This window comes from Streptomyces roseofulvus, assembly GCF_039534915.1.
GTDB lineage: Bacteria > Actinomycetota > Actinomycetes > Streptomycetales > Streptomycetaceae > Streptomyces > Streptomyces roseofulvus.
Genome location: NZ_BAAAWE010000001.1, coordinates 7,316,363 through 7,343,120, shown reverse-complemented (window position 1 = coordinate 7,343,120; position 26,758 = coordinate 7,316,363). Strand labels below are relative to the sequence as shown.

The window sequence follows — 26,758 nt, the reverse complement described above, 5'->3', positions numbered from 1 at the left end:
CGCATGGCTCGCTTACCCGCCCCCGCCACCAGAATCGGGTGGTCCGCCCTCGACCTCCTCGAAACCGTCCCCGGGCTCATGCTCCTCGGCATGAACGCCGCCGGCCTCGCCCTGACCGGAAGTCTGATCGCCGACGAGGTCGGCAGCCCCCGCGGGCTCGCCTCCGCGTCCGTGCCGGACCTGGAGCCGCACGCCGAAGAGCAGCCGCAGCACGACGCGGCCAACGCCACGGCAGGCACCAGCACCAGCACCCGCGTCTACCGCTATGAGCCCCACATGCCGGGGCCGGCCCACGGCGCTCTGCGCGTGGAGGGCTGGTCGTGACCCCCGATACGTTCGCCCCCTACATCGGCGACCGGCCGCCCACGCTGGAGGAGCTGGACCAGGAGCTGCGGAACACCTCCGCCGAGCACCCGACGCTCTGCGCCTTGTCCGAGATCGGCCGCTCCCGCGAGGGCAGGCCCATGACGATGCTGACCGTCCAGGGCGGCCCCAAGCACGTCCTCGTCCTCGGCGCCCCGCATCCGAACGAACCGATCGGTCTGACCGTGGTCACCGCCTTGGCCCGGTACCTCACCGAGTGCCCCCAGGCGCGGGAGGAGGTCTCCTGGCACCTCGTGGGATGCGCCGACCCCGACGGCGTCGCCGCCAACCAGGACTGGTGGGCGAAGACCTGGCCGCCGACGCTGGAGGACTACCACCGCGGCCTGTACCGGCCCCAGGCCCGCTGCCAGCCCGAGTGGACCTTCCCCACCCCCTCGTTCGACGCGCCCCTGCCGGAGACCCGTGCCCTCATGAGGGTGATCGACACCGTACGGCCGGCGCTGACCGTCTCCCTTCACGGCAGCGACTCCGGCGGGGTGTGGGCGATGGCCTCCCGCACCGAGCCCGCCCGCCCGCCCCGAGATCATGGGAGACCTGGCGGCCCGGTAAGGCCTGCGCGTCGAGAAGACCCCGTCGGACTGCATCGGACTGCCCTCCTTCGGACCAAGCGCCTACCTCTTGGCACCTCCCGCCACCACCGAGACGGACAGTTCTCACGGCAAGGGCGACGACCGCGAGTGGGAGCCGGCCGGATCCAGCAGCGCCCATTACACCGCCCGGCACGGCGGCCTCGACCTCTTCCCCGAGGTACCGATGTGGGACTCCGACCCCATCCGGCTCTCCCCCCAGGAAGCCGTCGGCGTACTCGAAGACGCCCTCCACGTCCTCGGCGACCTCATCGCCGAGCTTGCAGCGGCTTCGGAAGAGGAGACCGTGTTCCTGGCCTCCGCGAAGGAGGCCCGCTCGATCACCCCCCGGATGATCCGGCAGATCCAGGAGAACCCCCAGGCCAGCCGCGACCAGGCCCTCGTCCTCCTCGTCCCGGCGCGCGCCGCCGGCATGCTCCTGCGGCACGCCGACCAGCTCCTCGCCGCCGCCCCGGACCACGACCAGCTCCAGGCCCTGCGAGCGAAGACCGAGGCCGTCCTCATCGCCTGGTGCCACCGGGCGGAAAAGGCCATCCGCCCCCGGCCCATGCCGCTGTCGCGTACGGCCGGCTACCAGGCGGAGATGGTCCTGTCCCTGGCGGGGCTGCTCTCGGCAGCGCCTTCCGGCGCGTCCGGGCCCGCGGTACGCGATGACCACTGAGGGCGCCCTCGTGACCGACCGCTATCGGCTGCCCGCCGGTCAGGGCTCCGGTCCGGGCGTGGGGGGTGCGGCAGCCGTTCAGCGGAGCTCAGTGAACGGCTGGTGCACCGGGCAGCGTGCGCTGCCACTGGGCTGGTTCCATCGCGGTGGCGGCGTTCGCGAGGCTGCGGGCGGAGGCGGTCGTCAACGCGGCGTGACACCTTTCGATCTTGCCGTCGGTGCGGTAGCCGGCCGCCTGGTACTCCAGGGCTCGATAGAGGCAGTCCAGTTTGTCGGCGTCTCGGGCGCACCTGGCTTCGAGGGTCTCTCCGGCTTCGAACTCCTCGATGGCCGCGGTTACAGCGTTCCCGACGGCAGGGTGCGCGCCGGCCACTTGGTCGGCTGTGACCTTCCGCGGGTCGGCGGTTGTGACGTAGCGGCGGGTGACTGGCGTCTGATCGCCGATACGGGTCTCGTGGAGGTCGTGGAGCGTGCACAGCAGGGCGGTGCGGGCGGGGTCGGCGCCTTCCATCGCGGCCAGTGCGACGCCGATGACGGTGGTGCGGTGGCTGTGCTCGGCGACGGTCTCGGTGGCAGAGAGGGGAACGCCGTCGTAGGGCCAGCCGGTGCGTGGCTGGTTGCGCAGGGCGCCGGCCTCGAAAAGGAGAGCGGCTGTGGCGGCGGTCTCGGCGTCGGTGGGTGCGTGTTCGGGCACGTGCTGGCTCCTGGCGGTGCGTCAGTTCGTTTGCTGGAGACGGTAGTGGACCGATTCAAGGTCGCGTCGCGATACCGACGACAGGACGCCGCCGTCGAGGAGTTCGACGGCGCGCTCCCCCAGTTGCCGGGCGGCGGCGGGATCGGCGAGCGGCAGCCACGGATGGAGGTGGAGCAGGGTGTGGAGGGAGTGCACGTACAGGTCGACGGTGCCGGGCGCGTCGTGGAGCGAGCCGGTCAGCTGCTGGAACAGGTGGACCGGGCTCCACGCGGCGGGGTCCGGGTGGTGGAGGAAGTGGTCGTCCGGCTGGGTGGGCGGCATGGAGCCCAGCCAGTAGGCCCAGTAGGCGAGGTTGGCGAGCTCGCTGTGCTGGTCGGCGGCCAGGGCGTCGACGAAGTCGTACAGGGGCACGGGGTCGCCCTGGCGGGCGGCGACCGTCGCGGCGGTGCGGGCCTCGATCCACCGCGGCGTGTAGTCGCGCAGAGCCAGCGCCGGCCGCATCGTGCGCAGCGCCTGATCGGCCCAGTCCTCGGCATCGGGGGCCGGGTCGTAGGAGGCGAGGTAGAGGCTTTGGCGGCGCAGGAGCAGTCGGCGTTCCCCTGCCCGGTCGGCGCTCTCCGCGGTCCGGCGAAGCTGGGCGAAGAAGTGCGTCCGGTCGGCGGCCGAGAGCTGGGGGCCGGCGGGGGCGGGGCCGCGTCGTCGGCGGATGGCGTGCGGCTGCAGGGCGGGCGGGATGATGCCGCGCACAGCCCACGCGATCAGATGCGCTGTCTCGCGGGACTGGACCCAGCCGGCCAGCGGGTGGGCGGCGGGATCTGCCGGCGGGTGCAGTACTGCCGTGAGGATGCGGTCGGCGTCCAGCGCGGCGTCCAGCCAACCGAGCAGGGATCCGCCGGCGCCCAGGAGCGCCAGGGTCCGGCGCAGCTGCAGCAGGTCCATCGTGCGGACGTTGCCGAGCGGCCGGCGCCCGCTCTCCCAGCCCTGGACGGTGCCGAGGTCGACCCCCAGACGCTCGGCCAGAACGGCCTGCGGGAGGGGGACGCTCTCCCGCAGCATCCGCAGGACGAACCCCGAGACCACACCGGTGTCGGTCCGGCTCCGGCTACCGGTCCCCATTGTGGTCCCTTCCGGTCGGCCCCGGCTGTGCCTCGCGCCCGCCCGCAGGGGCAAACCCGTACCGGGAGTGAGTCTTGTTCAGAAGCCGCTCTTCCTAGGCTAGTTCGGCGAACCAGCCCCCAGTGGCGGTTCGGAGCATCGGCCGGAGCGTGCAGCGGGCTGTCGCCCCCGCTCGATGCCTGCTTGTCCGGGTGCCGTTTCCCAATTCCCTGTTCCTGCTTCCGGTCCGTCGTGCCCGTACGGGCAGCGACCGGGCCGGTCGACCGTTCGAGAGGAGATCGACGTGCAGCCTCCGTTGGATCGGGCGAACTCCGCGCCGCCCGACACCGCCAGGCCCAGTGGGCTGACCTGGCTGGTGACTCCCGGCATCACGCCCGCGCGTTTCGACACGGCAGTCGACTCCGGTGCCGAGGTGGTGCTCCTCGACCTGGAGGACTCGGTACCGGCCAGATCCAAAGCCGATGCGCGGGCGGCCGTACTGCCGTTCGCCAGTGCCCGGACGCGGAAGTCCGACGGGCCCCTGCTGGGCGTGCGGATCAACGCGGTGGGCGGCGCGGAGGGTCTGCGGGACCTTGCCGTCATGGCTGAGCAGGGGCTGTGGCCGGACCTCATCGTGGTCCCCAAGGTGGAGTCGGGCCGCCAGATCGAGGCCGTCGTGCAGGCTGCGCGCGGGGCGCAGGCGGCGCCGAAGGTCTGGGCGCTGATCGAGTCCCCGCGGGGAGTCGTCGAACTGGCCGGCATCGTGCGCACCCCGGGCCTTACGGGCGTGCTCTTCGGCGCCGCCGACTACGCGGCGGCGACCGGGTGCCAGCTCACGTCCCGGGCAATGTGGTACCCGCGCGCTCAGCTCGTCACTGCGGCCTCCGCCGCCGGGATCCCTGCCGTGGACTCCCCCTTCTTCTCCCTCGATGACCAGGACGGGCTGCGCCGGGACGCCCTGGAGGCGGTGGAGCTGGGCTTCGCGGGCAAGGTCGCCGTCCACCCGCGCCAGCTGAGCGTCATCGCGCAGGCGTTCACTCCCACCCCGCGCGAGCTGGAGTCAGCCCGCGCGGTGCTCGACGCGGCCTGCGTGGTGGCCACGGAGGGCGGCGCCATCACCACGGCGGACGGCGCGATGGTCGGGCCGCCGCTCGTCGAGGCAGCCCTCGCCATCGTCCGCCGAGCCGGCCACCGCCCCTCCGCCACCATCTCTGCCACGAAAGCGAGCTGATGATGCCGAAGCAGCAGCCCTCGTCCGTCCCGGCCGGATTCCGCCAGGTGGAGGACGGCCGCCTCCGCGAGGTCGTCGGCCTGGGCCTGGGCGACCTCATCCCCGGCCTGGTCATCGAACACCGGCCCGCCCGGACGGTAACCGAAGCCGAGCACGTCCAGGTCCTCGCGCTGATGGGCAACGAGGCGCCGATCCATTCCGACCTCGAATTCTGCCGTCGTACCGGCCAGCCGCGGGTCCTGGTGTGCGGGATGCTCACCCTCAACCTCGTGCTCGGCATGACGGTCCGCACGACCAGCGGCATGACCACCGGCAACCTCGCGCTGGACGAGGTCCGCTGGAAGAACCCCGTCCACGTTGGCGACACCCTCTCCGCGCGCAGCACCGTCCTGTCCGCCCGCCGCTCGAACAGCCGCCCCGACCAGGGCATCGTCACTTGCCGCGTCGACGGGTTCAACCAAAACGGCCAGCTGGTCGTCACCGGCACCCGCACCTTCTTCGTCCCCGCCGACCCGGACGTCGTCCGCGACGCCACCGGCTACTAGAAGGGAGGGGTCCACCATGGATGTGGAGTTCGCCGAGGCCGACGACGCCCAGTGGGCGGAGTACGACGCTCTGGCCCGCCGCGCCTACGGCCAGCCGGTGCCCGACATCACACGCCTGGGACCGTACGCGGAGCGGCGGGTGGCGCTACGCGGCGGTCGGGTCGTCGCCGGGGGCATGGCCGTGCTCGTCCCGCAGTGGTTCGGCGGCCGGCCGGTGCCCGCCGCGAGCATGGGCTGCGGCTGCGTCGCCCCGGAGGAGCGCGGCGGCCGTCTCGCCGCACACCTCGCTCAGGAGAGGGTGCGCGCCGTGCAGGAGCAGGGCGCGGTCCTCGCCACGCTGTGGACGGCCTCCAACGGCTACGTGCGGCGGCTAGGCTGGGACGCCCCGGCGCAGGTGTTCTCCTGGACGGTGCCCACCGCTGCCCTCAAGCAGGCCGCCACCGACACGATGGAGATCACCCACGGCGACACCGCGCAGCTCGCGGACCTGCGGGACCGGCTGGCCGGGCGGTGGAACGGGCCATGGCAGCGACCCCCGTGGTGGGGAGCCTGGCAGCAGGAGCGGCATCCGGACCTGGAGACCTACGCGTTCGCCTCGCGTCGGCGGGAGCCGAGCGGTGTCCTGGCGACGGCGACGCAGCGCACCCCGGGCGGCCGACAGCTGGTCGTCCACGACTTCTGGGCCGCCGACGCGCCGGCCACCGACGCGATGCTCGCCTTCCTCGGACAGCACCACGGCCGCGTCCCCACCGTGATGTTCGAGCGCACCGGACTTCCGCCCGGACCGGTGCTGCAGCAGCGCCTCGCGAGCGTCGGCACGGCGACGGCCAAAACCTGGCATCCGTGGATGCTGCGCGTCCTCGACCCCGTCCGCGCCATCGAGCTGCGCGGCTGGCCCGGGCACCTGGACGACGAGATCGTCCTCGACCTCGCCGACCTGGACGGCGCCGGATTCAGCCGCCACACCCTGAGCATCAGCGCAGGCAGCGCCCGTCTCACCCCCGGCGGCGCGCAGCGCGGCCGTACCGCCGACGTCACGCTGACCATGGGGCAGTTCTCGCTCTGGTACGCCGGCGGCTACCGCAGTCCGGCCACCGCCGCGCTGGCGGGCCTGCGCGGAGAGGACTCCGTCCTCGCCCGCCTGCTCGCCGCCACCGCCGACCGGGAGCCGTGGCTCGCCGACTACTTCTGACCCTCGCCCCCCGCCCGCCATCCGGCCGTTGAACCGGCGGGAACCGCAGCGCGCCCCTCACACCTTTGTGCACGGCCCCACCGAATCCACCCGCTACGCCTCCGTTTGGAGACCGATCTTCATGACGACCGCCAAGCCCACCAAGCCCTTCCCGCCCGAGCTGCGCGACTGGGTCGCCGGCCACCTCTCTGGCCTGGACGCGAACGAGGACCGTTCCTGGCCGCGCAGCACCTCTCTCGTGTGGCGCGTGAGCGCGGCCGGCCGGGACGCCTATGTAAAGGTCAGCCCCAGCGACATCGACTTCGAGCGCGAGGTCGCCGGATACGCCTTCACCGCGGCGCACCTGAGCGAGACCGAGGCGCCGCGGCTGCTGGCCTGCGACCCGGGCCTGCGCGCGATCCTCAGCACGCCCCTGCCCGGCCGCGTCGTACGAGACCTGCCCCTGGAAGCCGACACCGAGCTGCGCCTGTACGAGAACGCCGGGCGGCTGCTGCGCCGCTGGCACGACGCGTCCGAGCCCGGGACGGACGCGGACCGCACCGCGGTGCGGTCCGACATGGAGGACAAGGCCCGTGAGGCCGCCGACTGCCTGGAGGAGGTCGCGCCGTACCTGGCCGCCGACCGGCTCGCCCTGGTCGAGGCCGCGTCGAAGGAACTCCCCGGACTCGCCGAGCAGCTGCCGCTGGTCTACCGGCACGGCGACTACGAGACCCGGAACTGGCTGTACGACGAGGACAGCGGCCACCACGGCCTGATCGACTTCGCGATGGCCGCGCACGGCATCGCCGCGTCCGAGTTCGTGTGGCTGTGCGGCGCGGTCTGGTCCGTCCACCCGGAGCTGCGCGAGGCGTACTTCACGGGCTACGGCCGGCCGCTGACGGCCGAAGAGGACCGCCTTCTGCGTCTGCTGACCGTCCGCCTCGGCGTGTCCTACCTGCGCAACGGCCTGGCCAAGGGCCGCGACGAGCTCGTGGCGCGCGGCCACCTCGTCCTGGACCGGATGGCCGCACCCCGGCCGTAGTCCGCACCGCGCGCGGACCCGGCACCCGCCCGGGTTCGGGTCCGCACTCTTTCTTCCTCTGTCTCGCAGCGATCCGGATCAGGAGGTGCTTGGTGAATCTCGTCCCGGGCCTGCCCGCTCACGCCGCGTCTGCCGTCTGGGGCGGCGTCCCGCAGCCGCTGCGCGCCGCCGTCGAGTCCGCTGCCGGACCAGTCCTCAACGCCGTCGAGGCCGTCTCGGGCAGGACCGCCCGGCTGCGCCTGTCTCTGGATGTCCCCGGGCGTCGGCTGTTCCTCAAGGCCACTCCGCTGTCCCACCGCCACGCGCCCACCCTGGACACCGAGGCACGCCTCGCACCCGCCGTCCGCGCGCTCGCGCCCCAGCTGCTGCACCACGGCATCGCCGGCGCCTGGCGGTGGCTGCTGTTCGAGCACGTCCCCGGCCGATCTGCCGACCTTTCCCCGGGCTCGGCGGACCGTGACGCCGCCGCCGGCGCGCTACGACACCTCGCGACCCTGCCGGCCCCCGCCGCCGCCACACTTCGGGTCGAGGACCGCTGGGCACATCTCGGCGCGGGCCTGGACCTCGGTCTGCTGGCCGGCGACCGGCTCGTACACACCGACCTGAACGAGGGGAACATCCTCGTTCAAGGCGGCAGTGCCGTCCTGCTGGACTGGGCGTGGCCCGGCCGGGGAACCGGGTGGCTGAGCGCCGGGTTCCTGCTCGCGCAGCTGATCGACGCCGGTACCCCCGCGGCGGACGCCGAGGCGTGGGCCCGCCAGGCACTGCCCGGCTGGGCCGCCGCCCCCACCGAGGCCGCCGACACCTTCGTCACCGCGCTCGTCCGGCGCCGTGTCGAGCAGGTCGCCACCTGTCCTCCGGCTCGCCGCGCCGAGCGGGAGGGGCAGCTGCGCTCCGCCCTGACCTGGCACCGCTCCCGCACCTGAACCGCTCCCCTTCTCCCGCCCCGTCGAACGGAGAACCATGTCCCACACCCCCGTCCGCGGCCCCGCCGTCGAACTGGCGAACGTGCAGGTGCCGATCGCCTACGTCGAGGACCTGATGGCCCGGACCTGCACGGCCGTTGGCGTCGGCGACAGCGCGGCCCGCCTGGTGGCCTCCCACTTCCTGACCGGAGAGCTGCGCGGCAAACCGTCCCACGGGCTGGCGAAGTTCGCCTTCGAATCGCGGTTCTTCCCCGAGCGGCAGGCCCCGCCCGAGATCGTCCGCGAGCGCGGGGCGTTCGCCGTCGTCGATGCGCACCGCGAGATCGGACCGCTCAGCGCCGGTTTCGCGACCACTGCGGCCATCGAGCGGGCCCGCCGTCTCGGCGTCGGTCTGGTCGGGGTCATCAACTCCCAGCGCTACGGCGTCCTGTCCACGTTCACCGAGGCCATCGCCGCACAGGGCCTGGTCGGCATCGCCGCCAACACCTCGCGGGCCGAAGCCGTCCCGGCCGGCGGCGCCACCCCCGTCCTCGGCGTCAACCCCCTCTCCTTCGCCCTGCCCACCCTCGGCGAGCCCCTGAGCGTGGACATGGGCACCACACTGGCGCCGATGGGCGTGCTGTGGGAGCACCGCCGCTCGGGCCGGCCTCTGCCCGAAGGGTGCTTCGTCGACGCCGGCGGCCGTGCCACCCGCGACCCCCACGCCGCGTCATCCGCGATCGTCTTCGGCGACCACCGCGGCCTCGCGCTGTCCCTGCTCGTGCAGGCTCTGACCGGCTCCGTGTTCGGCTTCCCCATGGGGGACGACGTCGATTCCACCTGGACCACCGGCTACGTCTTCCTCGCCCTCGACCCCGCCTTCGCCGCCCCCGGCCAGAATGCGGCCACCGCGAACACGCGCCTCGCCGACCGGCTGCGGGACGCGGCGACGGCCGACGGCACCTGGCGCGTGCCCGGCGACCAAGGCCGCGCCCTCGAAGCCGCCGCCCGCGAGAAGGGCACCATCCCAGTCCCCTGGCATCTTCTCGCCCGTCTGTCCGCCCGCGCAGCCGGCGACTTCACCTCCGACTGAACCCCAGGAGATCGACTTGACCCGCTTGCAGTTCCACTGGTTCCTGCCGACCGGCAGCGACGGCCGCACCCTGACCACCGGGATGCGCGGCGTTCACGGGCCCGGCCACGACACGGCCACCGGCACCGGTCCGGGCGCCGACCGGCACCGCGCCCCCGACCTGCGCTACATGACCCAGATCGCGCAGGCCGCCGAGCACATGGAGTTCGACGCGATCCTAACCCCCGCCGGCACCTTCAACGAGGACCCCTGGATCACCTGCGCCGCCCTCGCCCAGGCCACCGAGCGCTTGAAGTTCCTGGTCGCGCAGCGCCCGGACTCGATATCCCCGACGCTCGCCGCGCAGATGGCCGCGACGTTCCAGCGGCAGACCCGGGGCCGGCTGCTGCTGAACGTCGTCACCGGCGGCGACCAGGCCGAGCAGGCCCGCTTCGGCGACCACCTCGACAAGGCCGCCCGCTACACCCGCACCGACGAGTGGCTGACCGTCCTGCGCGGAGCACTGTCCGGCAAGCCGTTCGACTTCACCGGCACGCACTACGACGTACGGGGAGTCGCCGTCTTCTCGTCTCCTGCCCCGCTGCCCAGCGTGTATTTCGGCGGCTCCTCCGCCGAGGCCGCCCCTGTCGCCGCCCGGCACGCGGACGTCTACCTCACGTGGGGCGAACCGCCCTCCGACGTCGCCGCCAAGCTGGACCGCATCCGCGCTCTGGCCGCCGACGCCGGGCGCAGGGCGCCGAGGTTCGGGATCCGGTTCCACGTCGTCGCCCGCGACACGAGCGAGCAGGCGTGGGCCGCCGCCGAACGCCTGCTGACCGGCATCGACCCAGCGCACGTCGCACGGGTGCAGGCCACCTTGGCCCACAGCCAGTCCACCGGGCAGGCCCGGCAGAGCAGCCTGCACGCGGCCTTCCGGGACAGCGGCCGGACCTCTGATCTGGAGGTGTGGCCGAACGTGTGGGCAGGCGTGGGGCTGCTGCGCGGCGGCGCGGGCACGGCGCTGGTCGGTTCGCACCGCGAGGTCGCCGACCGGATCGCCGAGTACGCGGACCTCGGCATCGAGGAGTTCATCCTGTCCGGGTTCCCGCACCTGGAAGAGGCGTACGAGGTCGGCGAGGGCGTCCTGCCGCTGCTCGGCGCCGGTATCGGCCGCGAGGCGGTGGACAGGTGAGCGGTGCCGTGAACGTGCTGGTCGTCGGGGTCGGCCCGCACACCCGCCTCAACCACCTGCCCGCGCTGGCCGTCGCCCAGGACGCGGGCCTCGCCGGCACCGTCACCGGCGCCGACCTGCCCGACGTGGCTGCCGCCGCAGTCGAGTACGGCACGCCGGGCCGGCCACGGCGGATGCTCGTCGTTCCCGTCGAGCCCTTCCCCGTCTCCTGCCGGGCCCTGCCTGGCGGGGTGCGACATGTGCTGGAGGGTGTGGTGGAGCGGGAGCGGATCGGGGCGGTCGTGGTGGCGACCGAGCCGTCCGTGCACCTGCCCTACGCGCTGTGGGCGATGGAGCGGGGCCTGCCGGTGCTGCTCGACAAGCCGCTGACCGTGCATCCCGGCGCGTCCACCGACCCGGTGGCCGCGCAGGCGATCGCCGATGACTTCGACACCCTGCTGGATGCCTACCGGGCGGCCCGGCGGCGCGATCCGCGGATGGTGGTCAGCGTGATGAGTCAGCGCCGCTGGCACCCCGCATTCCGCCGGGTGCGGGAGCTGATCGCCGAGGTGGCCGAGGCCACGAACTGCCCCGTCACGTCGGTCCAGTCCAGTCACGGCGACGGCCAGTGGCGGCTGCCGGACGAGCTCGTCGACCTCGGCTACCACGGCTTCGACCGCGGGTATGGCAAGGCCGCGCACTCCGGCTACCACCACTTCGACACCGTGCCGTGGTGGCTGGCCGCGGGCGAGCGGCCGGGCAAGGAGATCGACGAGATCGAGGTCCACGCCGCGTGCACCCGGCCCGCCGACTTCCTCGCCCAGCTCACCGTCGCCGACCACGCCCGGCTGCTGCCCGGCTTTGCCGCCCGTAACCCGTACACCGAGCAGGACCTGGATCGGCTCGTCACCGGCTTTGGCGAGATCGATGTGTTCCTCAACGTCACCTACCGCAGCCGCGGCCGGGTGATGGCGCTCGGCAACCACAACCTCGCCCACACCACCTTCTCCCAGCGCGGCAACCTCCACGCCGTGGCCGGCGGCCTCTACAAGGGCAACGGCCGCATCGGGCAAGAGGTCCACCTCATCCAGCAAGGGCCCTTCCAGGCTCTGCATCTGCACGTCCTGCAGACCCTTCACGGCGACGAGGGTCGGATCGACCGGCACGCGGCGGGCGGCGCGGACCACATCGAGCTCCACGTCTTCCGCAACGACCGCCTGGGACTGGGCTGGGAACGCCACCGCGCGCTCGGCTTCACCGACCTCGTGGAGGACTGCGGCGACCGGACGGTGCTGCCGACCCAGCGCTCGGCCCGCACCTGCGCCGTCACCGAGTTCCTCGCCCACCTGGCCGGCCGCGTCCCCCGCGCGGAGCTGGCCTCGGACCTGGCCGACCACTGGCGCCCGGCCCGGTTGATGGCAGGCGCCTACCTGTCGATGTCCCGCCGTTGGACCGCGACCGGCCGGCCCGCCGCCCCCGTCGTCCTCGGCTTCCGCCCCACCGCCCCGGCCCCGCGCGCCGGGCACGCACTCGCCGCCCTGGGAGGCACGCGATGACGCTCCCCCTCGCCCCCGGCCACATCGCGCCCGGCCTGGGAGCGGTCCTCGGGCCGCACCTGCAGCTGGTCCTCGCCGCGTGCCGCCCCCACACCGGACGCCTCACCGGCGTCGAGGAGTGCCTCGGCGGCAACGTCGCCCACGTCTTCCGTGTCCGTGGCGAGGCGGGCAACGTCATCGTGAAGATCCGCGGCCACCGCTTCGCCAGGATCCGGCACATCGCGACCGACCCGGCGCTCATCGCGGTCGAGCACCGGGCTCTGACCCTGCACCACAGCCTGCTGCCCGACCTGTTCCCGGAGGTCCTGGCGTTCCTGCCCGACGCGCACGCCATGGTGATGACCGACGTCTTCCCCGACGGCCGGACCTGGCGCGAGCACCTCGACCAGCGCGCCGCCACCGCCGAGGAGTGCACACGCCTGGCCACCGCCCTGACCCGCGTCCATCACGCCACCGCCGGCCTGCCGCCGCTGCGTGAAGGCGACGGCGACGACCTCTTCCGCGCCGAGCACGCCTACGGCTACTGCCTGCGCTCCAGCGGCCACCCCGTCCTCGACGAGGCGTGCCGCCGCCTGGACGCCCTGCCCGGCCGGCAGCTGATCCTCGGCGACGCCTGCCCGAAGAACCTCAGCCTGGCGGCGGGACGGACCGCGTTCGTCGACCTCGACAACGTGCACACGGGCGCGCCGCTGTTCGACCTCGGCTACCTCCTCGCCCACCTGGTCCTGCACCACATCACCCGGCCGTCACATCTGCACCCGCTCGCCGGCGCGTTCCTCGACGCCTACACCCTCCCGGGCCACGCCCGGCCCTGGCGCGACGACGACCTCCTCGCGGCGGTGGCCGCCGGGGTGCTGCTGTACCGGCTGGAGGCCTGCACCGTCCCCTACCCGGCAACCAGTCCACCCGCCGCTGCCGACCCTCTGCGCCACAGCCTGCGCCGCCTGCTGGACGCCGGGCCGTTCAGCGTCCGCGATCTGCTGGATGCCGTCACCGGGCCGGTGACGTCGTGAACGTGCCCTTCGCTCCGCCCGGTGGCACGCCGGACCAGGATCCGCTCGCCGAACTGCGCGCCCGCGGCATCCATGTGCCCAGCGTCCAGTCGCTGGCTCGCGACCAGAGCCCGTTCGCCCACCCCACCCCGGCGCGGAGCCGCGCCCTCGCGCCAGGCGTCGTCTTCGCGGCCCGACCGATCGGCCTCGGCGACGGATGCCTCACCAACGCCTACACCCTCACCCTCGACCTCGACCGCGCCGGGTGCCGGCCCGTATCCTGCCCGCGCGGCTTCCACCTGCGCCGCCTCGTCACCGGCCCTGTCGCCGCCGCGGTCTCCGGCACCTTCGCCTACATCTCCGACGACCCCTCCTATCAGCCTGCCGAGCCCTGCCTCGACCTCGCCCTCCGCGACCACGATGTCGTCAGCCTGCCCACCGTCACCAAACCCGCCCTCCTCATCCACCACGGCCGTCCGCTCGTCCGCGCCCTGGCCGCCACCGGCACCCTCACCGTCGCCGGCCACCCGCACACCTGGACCGGTTCGAAGGACCCCACGCCGGGCCCGGCCCCGGCCGGCCACCTCACCGTGTTCGGTGCGGCGAACTGCCGCATCCGCTACCACGACGATCCCCGCACGGGCTTCCGCCGTGACGTCGACCCGGCCGCCAACACCACGCCCCGGGATCGGCAGGCCCTCGACTGCACAGTCTCCCTCTCCCCCGCCGGGGCCAGGATCACCGCTCTGCATCCCGGCGGCGGCGCCGACCTGTTCGCCGGCGCCTACATCCTGCGCGCCCACCACCCCTGGCCCGCCCACCTCGTCACGAACGCGCCCGTCCGCGTCACGGCCGTCGATGCCTTCGCCACCGCCGGCATCGAAAGCGCCCTGTCCCTGGGGCCGTCCGCCGCCGACGCCGCCGCCGGACGCACCGCGCCCTGGGACCAGAGCCTGGGCACCAGCCCGTTCCGCCCCGGCGTCCGCTACGCCCGCACCCTGCTCGCGCTCGACGGCCGGCATCTGACGCTGACCGTCCTGGACGGCGCACCCCTCGCCCCCGCGTTCCAGGGCGTCACCGTCCAGGAGGCCGCCGAGCTGTGTGCGCGGGCCGGCCACGACCCGGCGGCGGTGTTCCACCTCGACGGCGGCCAGACCTCCAAGATCGCCTACCGGCACGGGCGCGGACCGGCGGATGCCGTCGGCAGCCTCCATTACCTGCGCTGGCCCCGCGACGAGTACGAGCCCTTCCGCTGGCAGGGCCTAGACGGCCGCCGTCTGCACAGCGCCCTGCAGATCACGCTCCACGAGGAGTCCCGTTGACCGCCTCCCGGTCCGTCCTGGTCGTCGTCGCCCACCCCGACGACGCCGAACTCGCCATGGGCATGCGCATCCGCGACCACGTCCTGGCCGGCGACCGTGTCCGGGTCCACTGCCTGACCGTCGGGCACCCCGGCACCATGACGCGCCGCGACGAGTGCCTGGCCGCCGCGAAGATCCTCGGCATCGGCAGTTACACCTTCTCCCCCATCCCCGACAGCCGGTTCACCGACCACCGCGGAGCCATCAACGCTTGCCTGTTCGACGCCTTCGCCGCCGAACGCCCCGACGTCGTCTACACCCACCACCCCGACGACCAGCACCTCGACCACGCCGTCACCGGCGAGGAAGCCACCACCGTCGCGATGCGCGAGGCCGCCGACCTGGTCCACTTCCGCTCCCCCTACAGCCGCAACTTCGAACCGAACCTCTACTTCGTCGGCACCCCCGAACTCCTGGCCGCCAAGCAGGCAGCCCTGGCCTGCTTCTCCTCCCAGCAGCAGCTCGACATGAAGGTCTTCGGCGGCCTGACCGAACTGGCCTACCGGCAGCACGTGCACCACCGCGTCGTCGAGCGCTTCCCCGACGGCGCCCACGGCGCCGAGATGTTCCGCACCGTCCGCGAGATCGTCCACGCCTCCCGCCCGTAGGCGAGGCCACCGACGCCCCTTTCCCGCTCCCTGCCGGCCACATGACCAGGAAGACACACCTGATGATCACTCTCACGCACAGCGGCGAGGAGACCCTCTCGGCCCTGCGGGAGGCATGCCTCCACGCAGGCTTCGACGCCACCCGGGCCCAGCTAATCCGCGCCCTCGACAACGGCATCTGGCGCCTGTCCAACGGCGCCGTCGCCCGGGTCCACCAGCCGGGCACCAGGCTCAACGCACAAAAGGAGATCGGCGGCGCCTACTGGCTCTACGGCAACGGTATCCCCGTCTCCCTGCCCCGCCGCTCCGAACCCGTGGTGGCCGCCGGACGCCCCGTGACCTTCTGGACCGACCTCGGCCCCGGCGGCCCCGCAAACCCGGCGGATGCCGCCCGGATACTCCGGGCCCTTCACCGCCTCCCGGTCCCCGCCGACCTCCGCCTCCCCTCCCACGCCCCCTTCGCACGCTTCCCCGCCCAGATCGCCGCCGCTCACGCCACCCCCGGAGAGAAGGACTGGGGGCAGCCCGTCGGACCACACACGAGCGCTACTCCTGGCGGTCCAACACGTCCCGCTACTTCGAAATCTACGACCGCGCCCTCGCCGACAGACCAGAAAGCACGGCTCGCCCGACTCTGCCCCTCGTTCGGTAGCAACGTCAGCTTGCCGACCTTCTAAGCACATTCATGACCATGAAGAGAACAGTCACGGCGGTGCACGCTCAGGACCCGATCTCGCAGGCGGGGGTGACGAGCCAGTTGCGGACGCGCCCCGAGACCAGCCTGGTGGAGTGGAGCGAGACCGCCAACCCCGCGCCCGAGGTCGTCGTGCTCGTGGTGGACACGGTCAACGAGGACGTGCTGCGTCTGCTGCGACACGTCACCCGAACCAGCAAGGCCCGCCCGGTCCTGGTGACGACCGACATCGACGAACAGAAGCTGGTGAGCGCGGCGGAGTGCGGGGTCGCCGGGGTGATCCGGCGCGCGGAGGCGACCCCCGAGCACCTGGTGCACGTCATCGGCACGGTCGCGAAGGGCGCCGGACACCTCCCCTCCGACCTGGTGGGACGCCTCCTAGAGGAGGTCGGCCGGCTCCAGGGCCAGGTCCTCGGCCCGCGCGGCCTGCACTTCACCGGCCTCGCCACGCGCGAGGTGGACGTGCTGCGCCTGGTCGCGGAGGGCTACGACACGGCGGACATCGCCGCGAAGCTCTCGTACTCCGAACGCACCATCAAGAACGTGCTGCACGCGGTCATCACCCGGCTGCAACTGCGCAACCGCTCGCACGCGGTGGCATACGCGATGCGACAGGGGCTTATATAGCCAAACCGGCCGCCTGGAGGAACGCCGACGGCCAGCCCCGGCAGGAGGGGCTGGCCATCAAGGCTCGGGAGGTCTCGCTCAGATCTCGTCGGTCGGATCCCAGATGTACGGGAGTGTCGGGTCCTGCTCGTACAGGTCCCGCCCGATCTGCTCCAGGAAGTGAATCCTGTTCCGGAGTTGGGGCAGAAGCTCCTGGATCCGTCCCGACGCCTGCTTGGGATCGGCCGGCAGGTTGGCCCTGACCAAGGTCTTCATCTCCGCCCGGGCTTCGGGTTCGGTGGCAGCGTGAGGAAGCTTCACGATCGCGGTGTAGACCGAGACCTCCGAGACGCTCCAGGCTCCGTCCTCCTCCTTCACCGCCCAGATGACCGACTGGGCAGAGGGGGACAGGGTGAGCTGGCACCCGTCACCCATGAGCCGACTGAGCACCGGGAGGGGAACGGCGTCAGCCCCGGCCAGCGTGGCTGCTTCTTCTGCCGTGGGAACAGATATCCGCCCAGTAATCGCATGAGCGATCCGACGTCGAGCTGCGGCAGCCGGCGGAGTCGGCTGCTGAACCTGCGACTCTTCTCCTGCAGCGCCGAGTGCTGTGTCCACGTCGCGCGCCTCCTCCTCGCCATCCTCGTTTGTCCACCAGGTGATTACGACCATGCGACAGTCGGGAAGTGTTGCCGGATACAAGACGTGCGAGACGACATCGATCGGCTCCCAATCCATCGCCGGAATCGACATCCGGAAGATATGCCCGTCCCGATTCTCCGTCAGCTCGTTCGTCGCCTCCCAGATACCCCGTACATCCGCGTCCTTGCAGACGTCGCCGATCAGTTCAATCAGTTCGGCCGAGTCGCTCCCGCGGGCGAGGGCGAACTTCAGCATGCGGACGTACTCGCGAGCATGACGTTCCCAGTCGTGATACTGGACGCGCGCCTCGCCTGACGTAAGCGCCCATCTCATGAGATTGGCACCGGGCTCAAGGACCCAGGGCCACCACTGCGCCATCGCCGGGTTGAATCCGATGATGTTCCAGTGGGCGTCGCACAGGTAGGTAGGAGCCGGCATCTGCTTGTCGATCAGCAGGCGCAGGCCACTGCGAACTCGCGGATCTGCCGTGGCACCGCTGTCAGCAGCGGCAATGGTCAGGTTGTTGTAGAGCAGCAGGGCGATGTACTCATCCCGATCCAGCTGGAGAAGTTCCGCGAGGCTGTCGCACTGGGCGCGGTCGAGGCGATTGCGGCCGTCGCCGCGTTCGAGGGCTCGCCACCACCTCTCCGACCTGCCGACCGCGGTCGCGCACTCTTCTTGGGTCACTCTCCGGCCTCGACGGTGCCCGGCCGCCTTGCGCCAGGTCTTGAGCTGGCCGGCGAAACCCATGACCTGTCCGGCCCACGGGGTCTCCTGCCCTTCGCGCTCCCTGCCAGCCGTCCGCTCCGCGCCTTCCCCGCCGCTCCCGGGGCCCGGGTGGAGGGGCTCAGTCGCGCCCATCCGCTCTCCTCGATCGTCGTGTGCTTCCCCTCGCATTGAGGGCTACCTTCCCCGAGCGGAGGCAACAAAAAGAGGGGGGACCTTGCGCGATACGCGCCGGCCCGCCCCTGCCTCTACTCCAGAGTACGAGATCATTTTCGGTGGCCAGGATCACCTCCGCCCACAGGGTGACGCGCCCCACAGCTACCTACGCTAGCGTAGGTAAGAAGCTCAGGGGCAATAGAGATGCGATCCGCCCGAATCGGACAATAAACCGGCAAGGATTTTCCGGTTCCGAAACCGGCAATTAATTGCCGGTTTTTTCTCTCCGCACACCTTCGACACCTTTACGACCTCTTCACGACCAACTCTCGATGGCCACCCTCCCGCCATCCCTCCTTACAAGAAAGGCAAGTTGGGAGCCAGGTCGCTCCCCAGGACCTCCCGCAGCACCATCCTCTACGCGCGTAATTGCGGCTTGAGATGACGTTGACGATGAATCCCGAGCGGGCTTAAATCCTGGACATCACCAGATCGGCGGCGTAGTCACCCCGCCGTCGAGGCAAGGAGAAAGAAGATCATTTCCGTTGAGCGGCAGACGGAGACGGGCTCCTATGGCCCTGGCCCCCTCACCTCGGGGCACCGCACCCCACACGGACAGTGACGAAAACTAGTGCGAAGTATGGACTTGCGCCGGCGCTCTACGTATGTTCGTCGTCCCTCGCCGGGTAGCCCGGCGAAAGAGCGATATGAGGATCCGAGCAAGCACCTAGAAACGCCGCGGCGCCCAGGAGAGCCAACTCCCGGGCGCCGGAATGCGAAGAGTCCTACCTTTCCGCCGAGCCAACGGCGGACAGGCGACCCGTCACCACCGCACCGGCCCTTCCTACGGGGCAACACCGGAGCGGCTTGTACTACAAGGAGAGTCTTGCATGAGCACGGCCCTGCGCGGAACCCCGTCTTCTGGGACCGGGCCCGTGGAGCCCACTGCGGACACGGCTGTCACGAACCGTCCGGCTCGCCGGCGCGGCGGTGAGGTCTGATGGCCCGCATCCGCACGATCAAGCCAGAGGCTTGGGAGTCGGAGGACCTCGCCTCCGTCCCCGTGACAGCGGTACTGACCTTCATCGGCCTGCTCACCCAGGCCGATGACGCGGGCCGGCACCGCGACCTGCCAGCCGTGATCGCCGGGCGGCTGTGGGCCCTGCGCCCCGACCACACCCCGGCGCACGTCGCCCAGGATCTGGAGCAGCTGGCCGAACGCGGCCTGATTTGCCGCTACACCGGATGTGACGGGAAGACGTGGCTGCACATCGTCACGTGGGATCGTCACCAGAAGATCAACCGCCCTTCGGTGTCCCGCCTGCCACGCTGCCCGCTCCACGAGGCCAAGAAGCCGTGCGGCGAATGCGGCACCCGCGCCTGCCCGGCGCAGGGCCACCTCGGCCGCCGCGAGGGCGACCTGGCGGCGCCCGCCTTCATGAGCCCTCACGACGACCTTATGCTGGCTGATCCGCCGGCCCTCGGCGCCAAAGAGGCCCCCATCACTCCCTCAACCCCTCGCGTGATGGAGGCCACTTCGCCGGAAGGGCCTGCCCTCTGGCGAGGATCCGAAAAAGTCGCAGGTCAGAGCGATACCGCTGGATCTGGTGACATGACGGAGGCCACATTCACTGAGGGTTCCGGTACTGGATCTAGGATCTTGGATCCTGGATCTTCCCGTAGGGGGCGCGAGGCGCCCGCGCCGGTCCCCTCCTCGGAGCAGGTACTGGAGTCCGCCGAGGCGGACGAGTGGTCGGCGAAGCGGCTGATGGCGGAGTACCTCCGCGAATGCAGCCGCCGTCCGCCGAAGACGTTCCTCGGCCACCTGGGCAAGGAGATCCGCCAGCTGCTGGACGAAGGCTTCGAGCCCGACGCGCTACGGCCCGCGCTCGACCGCCTGCGGGCCAAGGGCCTGCACCCGAGCGTCCTGCCGAGCCTCGTCAACGAAGTGGTCAACTCGGCGCCGTCCTCCGCCTCCGGCGCGGGCCCTTGGGCCGCCGCCCCCGCCTACACCCCGTACCTCAATCCCACCGCCCCGACCGGGACCTTCGGAGTCGCCCTGTGATCCGCTCTTGCCTCGACGACCCTCAGACGGCCGCCGACAACCCGGCGATGGCCTGGATGCAGCGCAAGCTCGCCGAGCGGGGCATCGACCCGAACGCCACTGCGCCGCTCGTTGAACGTCCTGAGCCGAACCCGGCCCTGGAAGCCGCCCAGGAGCGCATCCCGTACGAGTACCGCGCCGCTCAGACCGAGCATCCGGACGTCGCCCGCTGGGTGGGCTCCATCGCCGACGCGGCGGTCGGCCACGCCGCCAATGCCCTCGCGCCCCACGTCGGCCGGACCGGCCAGCGCGAGATCACCCACGGCCGCAGCCTGCTGCTCTGGGGGCCCACGGGCGCCGGCAAGACCCACGAGGCGTACGGGGCGATCCGCGCACTGACCGCCGCGGGGTGCGGGGTGCGGTGGGAGGCGACGACCGCGGCGGACCTCTACGGCGCGATGCGGGCCCGGAACGGGCTCGATCCCGAGTACCTGCTGCGCCGGATCGTCCGCGTGCCGCTGCTGCTGCTGGACGACCTCGGCGCCGCCAAGAGCACCGAGTGGACCGAGGAGATCACCTTCCGCCTGCTCAACTGGCGCTCGGAGCACCGCCGGCCGACGATCATCACCACCAACCTGCCGCCGGTCCGCACCGAGCACATGGACCCACGCCAGCCTGTCCTGCGCGACAAGATCGGCGACCGCGTCCTCTCCCGCCTGTCCGGCATGTGCACCCCGGTCCACCTCAGCGGCCCCGACCGCCGCTTCCGCGCCGCCGCCTGACGGCCACGGAACCCCTCACCTGCTTCTCGCCGCCCGCCCCAGCCGCGCGCCGACCACCACCTTCGCGTGCCGCGCCGCTCCTGCCTGCCCGGCGGCATCCCCTGGAGACACCCATGCGCCACATCACCGCCAACGCCAGCAGCCCGACCCCGCCCGTACGAGGCATCGCCGACATCTCCTGGCACGCCCGCGGAGCCTGCCGGGACCTGGAAGCCGACGAGGCCGACCGGCTGTTCTTCTCGGCGCCGCGCGCCCTCTCCGACATCGCCGAGGGGAAGTCGTTCTGCCTCCGGTGCCCCGTCCGCCAGGACTGCTTCACCCACGCCCTCGACAACGACATCCGCTGGGGCATGTGGGGCGGACTGACCCGAGACGAGCGCCGGCCCTGGCACGCCAAGGTCGCCAAGCGCCTCGACTACGCCCGAGTGCGCGCCGCGATCATGGGCCGGGACGTGTTCCTCACCGCCGCCGAACGAGACGCCGTCGCCCGCCACGCCTACGTCCGCAAGTGGACCCCCGAGCGCCTCTCCTACGTCCTCGCCGTCGACCTCGACCATGCCCGCGACCTTCTGCGAGACGCCGGCCACGCCATCACGGACCGCGACCGCTACTGGACGCCGGCGGACCCGGACGACAACGAGGCCGACGCCACGGAAGAAACGTTCTGCCCGGTCCCCCGGCAAGCCCAGACGGATGACCTGATCGATGCCCTGCGGAAGGCGGCATGAGCCGCCCCATCCGCCCGATCCACGCTTCCACCACCAAACGAAAGGCACCTGTTGACCGAGGAGACTGCGGACCGATATGCCCTGACCGCAGCCGTGATGGTGATCGCGGTGCTGACAGGGTCCGGCTTCTGGCTCTCCTACGCCCACCTAGCGGAAGTCGCCGCACGACACGGCCTCGACAGCTCGCCCATCCGGCAGTGGGCCTGGCCGGCCACCCTCGACGCCTTCATCGTGGCGGGTGAGCTGCTGATGTTCCGCGCGGGCCTGCGCCGACGGACGGACTGGTGGGCGATCGGCGTGACCGCCACCGGATCCATCGGATCGATCGCTCTCAACGTCCTCGGCGTCAGCGGTGCGACCCCCGGTCCGGTGCCGCACCTGGACTACGTGGTCGCCGCAGTCCCGCCCACGGCCAGCATGCTCGCCTTCGGGGTGCTGATGCGGCAGATCCACCAGCGCGTCGCCCGCCCCCTGCCTAACGAGGAGCCGGTCCGGGCCTCCGAACCCGGACCGGAAGCCGAACCCGGACCAGCCCCGGAACCCGGACCAGCCCCGGACCACTGCCCGAACCCGGACCCCGAACCCGGACCGGAGACCGAACCCGGACCGACCCCGGAACCCGGACCAGCCCCGGACCACCGCCCGAACCCGGACCCCGAACCCGGACCGGAGACCGAACCCGGACCGACCCCGGAACCCGGACCAGCCCCGGACCACCGCCCGAACCCGGACCCCGAACCCGGACCGACCCCGGAACCCGGACCAGCCCCGAGACCTGTCCGCCGGCGGACGCGAAACGGTCCGGCTCGCCCGGGGACGGTGCACGCTCGGGTACAGGCGAGCCGGCAGTCCCGAACCGGGCCCAAGCGCCTGTCGCACGAGCAGGTGGTCGAGCTGGTCCTCCCCCACGTGCCCGACGTCCTGAGAGAGGACGGCAACGCCCAGATCACCCGAGCCCAGCTCCGGAAGATCATGCGCAGCCACGAGATCCCGCTCAGCAACGAACATCTGACCCCGGTCCTGGCCCTCGTACGGGCCGCCTCCCCGACCTCTACTCCCCCCAAAGGAGCTGCTCGATGAAGACCTGCGACCGCTTCAACCGGATAAAGGCCGGTTTCGAGAATGACCTCGCCATCCTGAACAGCCACGCTGCCCAGCACGAGGGGAGCAACCCGGCGAAGGCGAGCAGCCGGATCGCCAAGGGCGTGAAACTGAACATGGGGCGGGCGCTCTCTCGCCACTACTCCCGGTGCAGGCTCTGCTGCTGAACCCGGAATCCCGACGGTGGCCCGGCCTCGCCGGGCCACCGCCCCGTTCGCCTAAGCGCCCCGGCTCCGAAGGAACCCCATGTCCGCCACCTCTCCCTGCTCCGATTCCGGTGCCGGCCGTCCGCTCCCGGCGGTCGTGTCCTCGCTTCCCTTGTACGGTTCGGCTGACGACAACTCGGTCTCCGACGGAGCAAGTTATCGGCCAAGACACTCTTCCCCGTCGGGGAAGCGCGTCTTGGCCATGCCCGCCATGGAGGGGGCGGGAGCGGTCCAGCACCGGGGGGTGCTGGACCACGAGGCGGCGACCGAGGGCGGATCGCAGCCGGAGAAGCCCGAGCTCGGCCGCAAGCGCCGTGCCGCGAAGACCGCTTCGCGCAAGCGCTCGCCGAAGCCCGATCCTGACAAGCGCTCCTACGTGTGCAGCGTCCGCCTCAACACCACCGAGAAGCAGCAGCTCGCCGGCGCCGCCGCTGCCGCCCGTACGAGCCTTCCGGCCTTCCTCGCCCGCGCTGCGTTGGCCGCCGCCCGTGACCCTGAATCCGCCGCCGGGTCCATCGCCGGCGAACGCGAGCTGATCTCCGAGGTCTTCGCCGCGCGCCGGCACCTCGGTCACGTCGGCAACAACCTCAACCAGATCGCCCGGGCGGTCAACTCCGGCGATCGGCCAGCGGACGCACAGCTCGACGCCGTCCTCGACGCCGTCCGCCGGGCGACCGAGCGCGTCCAGGCCGCCACCGACAAGCTCCTCGAAGGCCGCTAGGAACATGGTCCCGAAGATCCACAAGCGCGGGAAGCGCACCATCGGCCTGCTCTACTACCTATACGGGCCGGGCAAGGCCGAGGAACACGTCGACCCGCACCTCGTGGCGTCCTGGGACCACGCCGCCCCTGACCCCGGTCGCGATCCTGAGGCCACGTACAAGCAGCTCCAGCAGCTCCTCGACCAGCCCTTCGCCCTCCTCACCGACGACCAGCGGGCGAAGCCGCACGTGTGGCACCTGTCAGTGCGCAACGGTCCCACCGACCGGCTCCTCACGGACGAGGAGTGGGGCGACGTCGCCCGGCGCATGGTTGCCGCCGCCGGCATCGACGACCCCGACCAGGGCGCGGGCTGCCGCTGGGTCGCTGTCAGGCACGCCGACGACCACATCCACATCCTCGCCACCCTCGCCCGCGAGGACGGCTACCGGCCCGACCTCGACCGCGACGCCGTCCGCGTCCAGGCCGAGGCCCGCCTCCTAGAGCAGGAACTCGGGCTGCGCCGCCTCAAGCCCGGCGACGGCACCGCCGCCCAGCGGCCCACCAGCGCCGAACGACACAAGGCCGAGCGCCAGGGCCGCGAGCGCACCGCCCGCGAAGAACTCCGTGAGACCGTGCGGCGGGCTGTGGCCGGCGCGGTCAGCGAGGAGGAGTTCTTCGGCCGCCTGGCCGCCGCCGGTCTTCTGGTGAAGACGCGCGTGGCCCCGTCCGGTGACCTGCTGGGCTTCAAGGTCGCACTGCCCGACGACCGCAACAAGGACGGCGAACCCGTGTACTACCCCGGCGCCCGCCTCGCCCCCGACCTCAGCCTGCCCCGCATCCGCGAACGCTGGTCCGCGGACACTGTCCCCCAGGACGGCGACACGGTCCGGCCCCTGCGCCCTGCGGACCCGGCCATGGCGCGGCGCAGCACAGCGGCGGTCGCCTGGCAGGCCCTCCTGATTGTCGAGCAGGGCGAGGACGGCCTGGCCGCCGCGCACATCGCCGCCGCCGGCGAGGTCCTCGACGCGCTCGCGAAGACGTCCGCCGCCCACACCCGAAGCGACCTCCAGCAAGCAGCCTGGGCGTTCGAGCGCGCCTCCCGCTCGCACGTCCGCGCCGTACGCGGGCACGACCGTGCCCTGCGGCAGGCCGCCCGCGATCTCGTTCGCGGCGGGCCGGCCCTCGGCCGCGGCGAGGACGGCGCGAGCACCGCCATGGCGATCGACATGCTGTTCTTCCTGATCACCGCCGCCGCCCACTGGCACGCGAGGAAGGGCCACGCGCAGCAGGCCGAGGCCGCCCAGCAGGCCGCCGAGCACCTTCGCTCCGCCTACCGGGCCGCCGCTGGCCACCCGCTCGCCGTACTCCACCAGCGCGGCCGGCGCCTCTCCCGGCCCCTGCTCCAGCAGCAGACCGTCATCCTGCGCGAGGCAGTCCCCCACCTCGCCGAGCAGGTCCTCGCCGAGGGGGGGTGGCACGCCCTGGCGGCCACGCTCGCCGACGTCGAGGCCGCGGGCCACGACCCGGCCGTCCTACTCGCTGATGTGGCGGGCCGCCGCGAGCTGGGCACGGCCGAGTCAGTCAGCGACGTCCTGGTGTGGCGACTGCGCCGCGCCGCAGATCTTCCGGCTGACGCCGCGAGCGCTCCCGTTCCTCAGCGCATGCCTGGCACAGCCTCGACTCAGCCTCGCGACCGGGACCGCCGACGGCACCGGTAGCCGGCTCCGCCGTTCACGGATTCGTGAGTTGCCCGACGTCCCGCCCGTGGGGCACTCTCGTCGTCCGCTGCCGGGGCGAGGCAGCCGAATGCGAGGGGAGGCCGTATGTTCGGGCGCAGGAAGGCGCGGAAGAGCGAGGGCGAGCTGGGGCCGGCGGGTGCGCCGTGGCTGGACTACCCAGCGCCGACATGGCCGCAGGAGGCCGCGCCCGTCGGGGAGACCCGGGCCGCGCCGGCGGGCGAGGACTTCCTCCCGGCGGACCTCCGGCTCGATCTGAGCACGAAGCGCTTCCTGGTGTGGCGCCGGCCGCTGGTCCTGGAGGGCGAAGTCCGCTCCTGCCCGCAGTGCGCGGCGTACCGCGACTGGGCCATCCTCGCGGTGGAGGGCCAGATCTGGCTCCGGTGCCCTGCCAAGCATGTGACGCCGGAGCCTCGCCTGAGTCTCGCATGGTTCAACCGGAACGCCGGTCCCACCAGCTCGACGTACGGCTCCCTGGACGAGGGCCTGGACGACTTCGGCCTCTGAACCGGTGACGTGGTCCCGCGCCCTGCTCAGCCGCCCTGGGTGAGGCTGGCTTCCCGGACCGCGAGCTCGCCGCCGGCCTCCACGCCGCTGAGGGTATGCGCCGAGCCGGTCCGGAGGAAACCAGGTGCCGGGCGGCCCGACCTCCCGGAAGAATCCAAGGACGCTCGCCAAGGGGCCCGGTGCCAGGTCGAATGACCTGGCACCGGGCCCTGTTTGTGCTGCTGTGTGTGCTGAGGGACGGCTGTTGGCCCCGAAGAGGTACGAGGCCCTGCTGGCGGCTGGCCCCAGGGGTCAGACGGTAGGGCGCAGGGAGAGTTGTCCCTCGCTGTCGCCGGGCAGGGTGTGCCGGAGTACGGGGTCGGGAGAGGCGAGGGAGGCGGCGAAGGCGGCGACGAGGTCGTGCGGAGTGCTCGCGGAGAACCCCGTAGCCCAGAGGTAGCCTCGCCCGATCCGGGGCTCGCACCAGGCCAGCCAGCCGGTTTGCTCGGCGGTGGGGTCGAGGCAGAGCGGGTTTCCGTCCTGGAGGTACTCCGGGAGGAGGCTCAGCGCCATGCCCGCGGCCAGCTGCGGATCGGAGAAGGCGGCCGGATTGTCGATGTCGCGGACCCAGCCGCGCTCCGCGAGCGACTCGAAGACCACGTGCGGGCCTGCATACCCGTGCGCCGGATCCGGACAGGCCTCCAGGGCGAGCAGGAAGTCGGCAACGGCTTCGGGCGGGACGCCGGTGGTGAAGTAGGCGGTCCACTCAGCCAGCCCGTCCGCGGTCGAACGGGCGGAGACGGTCCACGCCACCGGCAGGTCCCCGAGGATGATCGGCTCGTCGGCAAGCACCCACTGGGCCCAGCGAAGTCCGTCGGGAGCGACGTACAGCACAGTGCTGCGAACCACCTGCTGAACCGCGTCCGGATCATCCGGATCAACAGGTTCACGACGGCCGCGAGCGAGTGTCAGGGAAGTCCAACCGGCGGCGGAGAGGTGGGAGGCGACGTGGTCTGCGAGTGCTCCGTCGTCACCGGCAAGGTGGCGCGGGGTGACCCACCAGGCGGGAAAGGC

The 26,758-nt window shown here is 72.1% G+C and carries 27 protein-coding genes and 1 pseudogene; 24 read left to right on the top strand and 4 right to left on the bottom strand.

Annotated features, from left to right (window positions below):
• The first annotated feature begins 3 nt into the window (after window positions 1–3).
• The 3 genes and pseudogenes from ABFY03_RS33780 (at window position 4) to ABFY03_RS33775 (ending at window position 1,632) form a co-directional block, all read left to right on the top strand.
• A complete protein-coding gene (locus ABFY03_RS33780) occupies window positions 4–324 on the top strand; it encodes a hypothetical protein (RefSeq protein WP_346171727.1) in 321 nt (106 codons plus the stop codon).
• Window positions 321–860: pseudogene (locus ABFY03_RS37980) on the top strand (M14 family zinc carboxypeptidase); the annotation flags it as partial. The gene ABFY03_RS33780 and the pseudogene ABFY03_RS37980, both read left to right, overlap by 4 nt.
• 142 nt (window positions 861–1,002) lie before the next feature.
• Complete coding sequence (locus tag ABFY03_RS33775; RefSeq protein ID WP_346171726.1) at window positions 1,003–1,632, top strand: hypothetical protein; 630 nt, start codon at window positions 1,003–1,005, stop codon at window positions 1,630–1,632.
• A gap of 88 nt (window positions 1,633–1,720) precedes the next feature.
• Here the strand turns inward: ABFY03_RS33775 and ABFY03_RS33770 are convergent, their stop codons facing one another.
• Together ABFY03_RS33770 and ABFY03_RS33765 are read right to left on the bottom strand one after the other, a co-directional pair.
• Window positions 1,721–2,326 carry an HD domain-containing protein gene (locus ABFY03_RS33770; RefSeq protein WP_346171725.1) on the bottom strand — a complete coding sequence of 202 codons (606 nt, stop codon included), beginning with the start codon at window positions 2,324–2,326 and terminating at the stop codon, window positions 1,721–1,723.
• A 21-nt stretch (window positions 2,327–2,347) separates the two neighbouring features.
• A complete protein-coding gene (locus ABFY03_RS33765) occupies window positions 2,348–3,442 on the bottom strand; it encodes a helix-turn-helix domain-containing protein (RefSeq protein ID WP_346171724.1) in 1,095 nt (364 codons plus the stop codon).
• Window positions 3,443–3,725: 283 nt separating this feature from the next.
• On the opposite strand from ABFY03_RS33765, the gene ABFY03_RS33760 reads away from it, so the two are divergent.
• From ABFY03_RS33760 to ABFY03_RS33700, 13 genes are all read left to right on the top strand, one after another.
• On the top strand, window positions 3,726–4,652 hold the full coding sequence (locus ABFY03_RS33760; RefSeq protein WP_346171723.1) for an HpcH/HpaI aldolase/citrate lyase family protein: 927 nt from the start codon (window positions 3,726–3,728) through the stop codon (window positions 4,650–4,652).
• 2 nt (window positions 4,653–4,654) lie between these two features.
• Window positions 4,655–5,197, top strand: a complete 543-nt coding sequence (locus ABFY03_RS33755; RefSeq protein WP_346171722.1) for a MaoC family dehydratase — start codon at window positions 4,655–4,657, stop codon at window positions 5,195–5,197.
• Between the two features lie 16 nt (window positions 5,198–5,213).
• Complete coding sequence (locus tag ABFY03_RS33750) at window positions 5,214–6,389, top strand: GNAT family N-acetyltransferase (RefSeq protein ID WP_346171721.1); 1,176 nt, start codon at window positions 5,214–5,216, stop codon at window positions 6,387–6,389.
• Between the two features lie 121 nt (window positions 6,390–6,510).
• Complete coding sequence (locus ABFY03_RS33745) at window positions 6,511–7,410, top strand: aminoglycoside phosphotransferase family protein (protein ID WP_346171720.1); 900 nt, start codon at window positions 6,511–6,513, stop codon at window positions 7,408–7,410.
• A gap of 92 nt (window positions 7,411–7,502) precedes the next feature.
• On the top strand, window positions 7,503–8,336 hold the full coding sequence (locus ABFY03_RS33740; RefSeq protein WP_346171719.1) for a protein kinase family protein: 834 nt from the start codon (window positions 7,503–7,505) through the stop codon (window positions 8,334–8,336).
• A gap of 37 nt (window positions 8,337–8,373) precedes the next feature.
• Window positions 8,374–9,408 (top strand): Ldh family oxidoreductase, encoded by a 1,035-nt coding sequence (locus ABFY03_RS33735; protein WP_346171718.1) that lies wholly within the window; start codon window positions 8,374–8,376, stop codon window positions 9,406–9,408.
• Between the two features lie 25 nt (window positions 9,409–9,433).
• Entirely contained in the window at window positions 9,434–10,579 is a 1,146-nt protein-coding gene (locus ABFY03_RS33730; protein WP_346172346.1) for an LLM class flavin-dependent oxidoreductase, read from the top strand.
• Window positions 10,576–12,114, top strand: coding sequence for a Gfo/Idh/MocA family oxidoreductase (locus ABFY03_RS33725; RefSeq protein ID WP_346171717.1), 1,539 nt, complete (start codon window positions 10,576–10,578; stop codon window positions 12,112–12,114). Before ABFY03_RS33730 ends, ABFY03_RS33725 begins: the two co-directional genes overlap by 4 nt.
• The gene (locus ABFY03_RS33720; RefSeq protein ID WP_346171716.1) at window positions 12,111–13,127 is read left to right on the top strand and encodes a phosphotransferase family protein; all 1,017 of its coding nucleotides are present in this window, start codon (window positions 12,111–12,113) and stop codon (window positions 13,125–13,127) included. Before ABFY03_RS33725 ends, ABFY03_RS33720 begins: the two co-directional genes overlap by 4 nt.
• Window positions 13,124–14,428, top strand: coding sequence for a hypothetical protein (locus ABFY03_RS33715; RefSeq protein WP_346171715.1), 1,305 nt, complete (start codon window positions 13,124–13,126; stop codon window positions 14,426–14,428). Before ABFY03_RS33720 ends, ABFY03_RS33715 begins: the two co-directional genes overlap by 4 nt.
• Window positions 14,425–15,075, top strand: coding sequence for a PIG-L deacetylase family protein (locus tag ABFY03_RS33710; RefSeq protein ID WP_346171714.1), 651 nt, complete (start codon window positions 14,425–14,427; stop codon window positions 15,073–15,075). Before ABFY03_RS33715 ends, ABFY03_RS33710 begins: the two co-directional genes overlap by 4 nt.
• A 62-nt stretch (window positions 15,076–15,137) precedes the next feature.
• Window positions 15,138–15,752, top strand: a complete 615-nt coding sequence (locus ABFY03_RS33705; protein ID WP_346171713.1) for an NADH-quinone oxidoreductase subunit E — start codon at window positions 15,138–15,140, stop codon at window positions 15,750–15,752.
• 14 nt (window positions 15,753–15,766) lie between these two features.
• Window positions 15,767–16,396 (top strand): helix-turn-helix transcriptional regulator, encoded by a 630-nt coding sequence (locus ABFY03_RS33700; RefSeq protein ID WP_346171712.1) that lies wholly within the window; start codon window positions 15,767–15,769, stop codon window positions 16,394–16,396.
• A 78-nt stretch (window positions 16,397–16,474) separates the two neighbouring features.
• Here ABFY03_RS33700 and ABFY03_RS33695 read toward each other — a convergent pair whose 3' ends face one another.
• Window positions 16,475–17,878, bottom strand: coding sequence for a helix-turn-helix transcriptional regulator (locus ABFY03_RS33695; RefSeq protein ID WP_346171711.1), 1,404 nt, complete (start codon window positions 17,876–17,878; stop codon window positions 16,475–16,477).
• Window positions 17,879–18,899: 1,021 nt separating this feature from the next.
• Between ABFY03_RS33695 and ABFY03_RS33690 the strand changes: the two genes are divergently transcribed.
• The 8 genes from ABFY03_RS33690 (at window position 18,900) to ABFY03_RS33655 (ending at window position 25,705) form a co-directional block, all read left to right on the top strand.
• Entirely contained in the window at window positions 18,900–19,964 is a 1,065-nt protein-coding gene (locus tag ABFY03_RS33690) for a hypothetical protein (protein WP_346171710.1), read from the top strand.
• Between the two features lie 47 nt (window positions 19,965–20,011).
• Complete coding sequence (locus ABFY03_RS33685; RefSeq protein ID WP_386723588.1) at window positions 20,012–20,725, top strand: ATP-binding protein; 714 nt, start codon at window positions 20,012–20,014, stop codon at window positions 20,723–20,725.
• Window positions 20,726–20,838: 113 nt separating this feature from the next.
• Window positions 20,839–21,453 carry a WhiB family transcriptional regulator gene (locus ABFY03_RS33680; protein ID WP_346171708.1) on the top strand — a complete coding sequence of 205 codons (615 nt, stop codon included), beginning with the start codon at window positions 20,839–20,841 and terminating at the stop codon, window positions 21,451–21,453.
• A gap of 51 nt (window positions 21,454–21,504) precedes the next feature.
• Entirely contained in the window at window positions 21,505–22,533 is a 1,029-nt protein-coding gene (locus ABFY03_RS37975) for a DUF2637 domain-containing protein (protein WP_386723584.1), read from the top strand.
• A complete protein-coding gene (locus tag ABFY03_RS33670; protein ID WP_346171707.1) occupies window positions 22,530–22,721 on the top strand; it encodes a hypothetical protein in 192 nt (63 codons plus the stop codon). The genes ABFY03_RS37975 and ABFY03_RS33670 overlap by 4 nt, the downstream gene beginning before the upstream one ends.
• Window positions 22,722–22,962: 241 nt before the next feature.
• Window positions 22,963–23,481, top strand: a complete 519-nt coding sequence (locus ABFY03_RS33665) for a plasmid mobilization protein (RefSeq protein ID WP_346172345.1) — start codon at window positions 22,963–22,965, stop codon at window positions 23,479–23,481.
• Window positions 23,482–23,485: 4 nt separating this feature from the next.
• Window positions 23,486–25,180: a mobilization protein gene (locus tag ABFY03_RS33660; protein ID WP_346171706.1), complete on the top strand. Its 1,695-nt coding sequence runs from the start codon at window positions 23,486–23,488 to the stop codon at window positions 25,178–25,180.
• A 105-nt stretch (window positions 25,181–25,285) separates the two neighbouring features.
• Entirely contained in the window at window positions 25,286–25,705 is a 420-nt protein-coding gene (locus ABFY03_RS33655; RefSeq protein WP_346171705.1) for a hypothetical protein, read from the top strand.
• Window positions 25,706–25,996: 291 nt separating this feature from the next.
• On the opposite strand, the gene ABFY03_RS33650 is transcribed toward ABFY03_RS33655, so the two are convergent.
• On the bottom strand, window positions 25,997–26,593 hold the full coding sequence (locus tag ABFY03_RS33650) for an SPDY domain-containing protein (RefSeq protein ID WP_346171704.1): 597 nt from the start codon (window positions 26,591–26,593) through the stop codon (window positions 25,997–25,999).
• Between the last annotated feature and the right edge of the window lie 165 nt (window positions 26,594–26,758).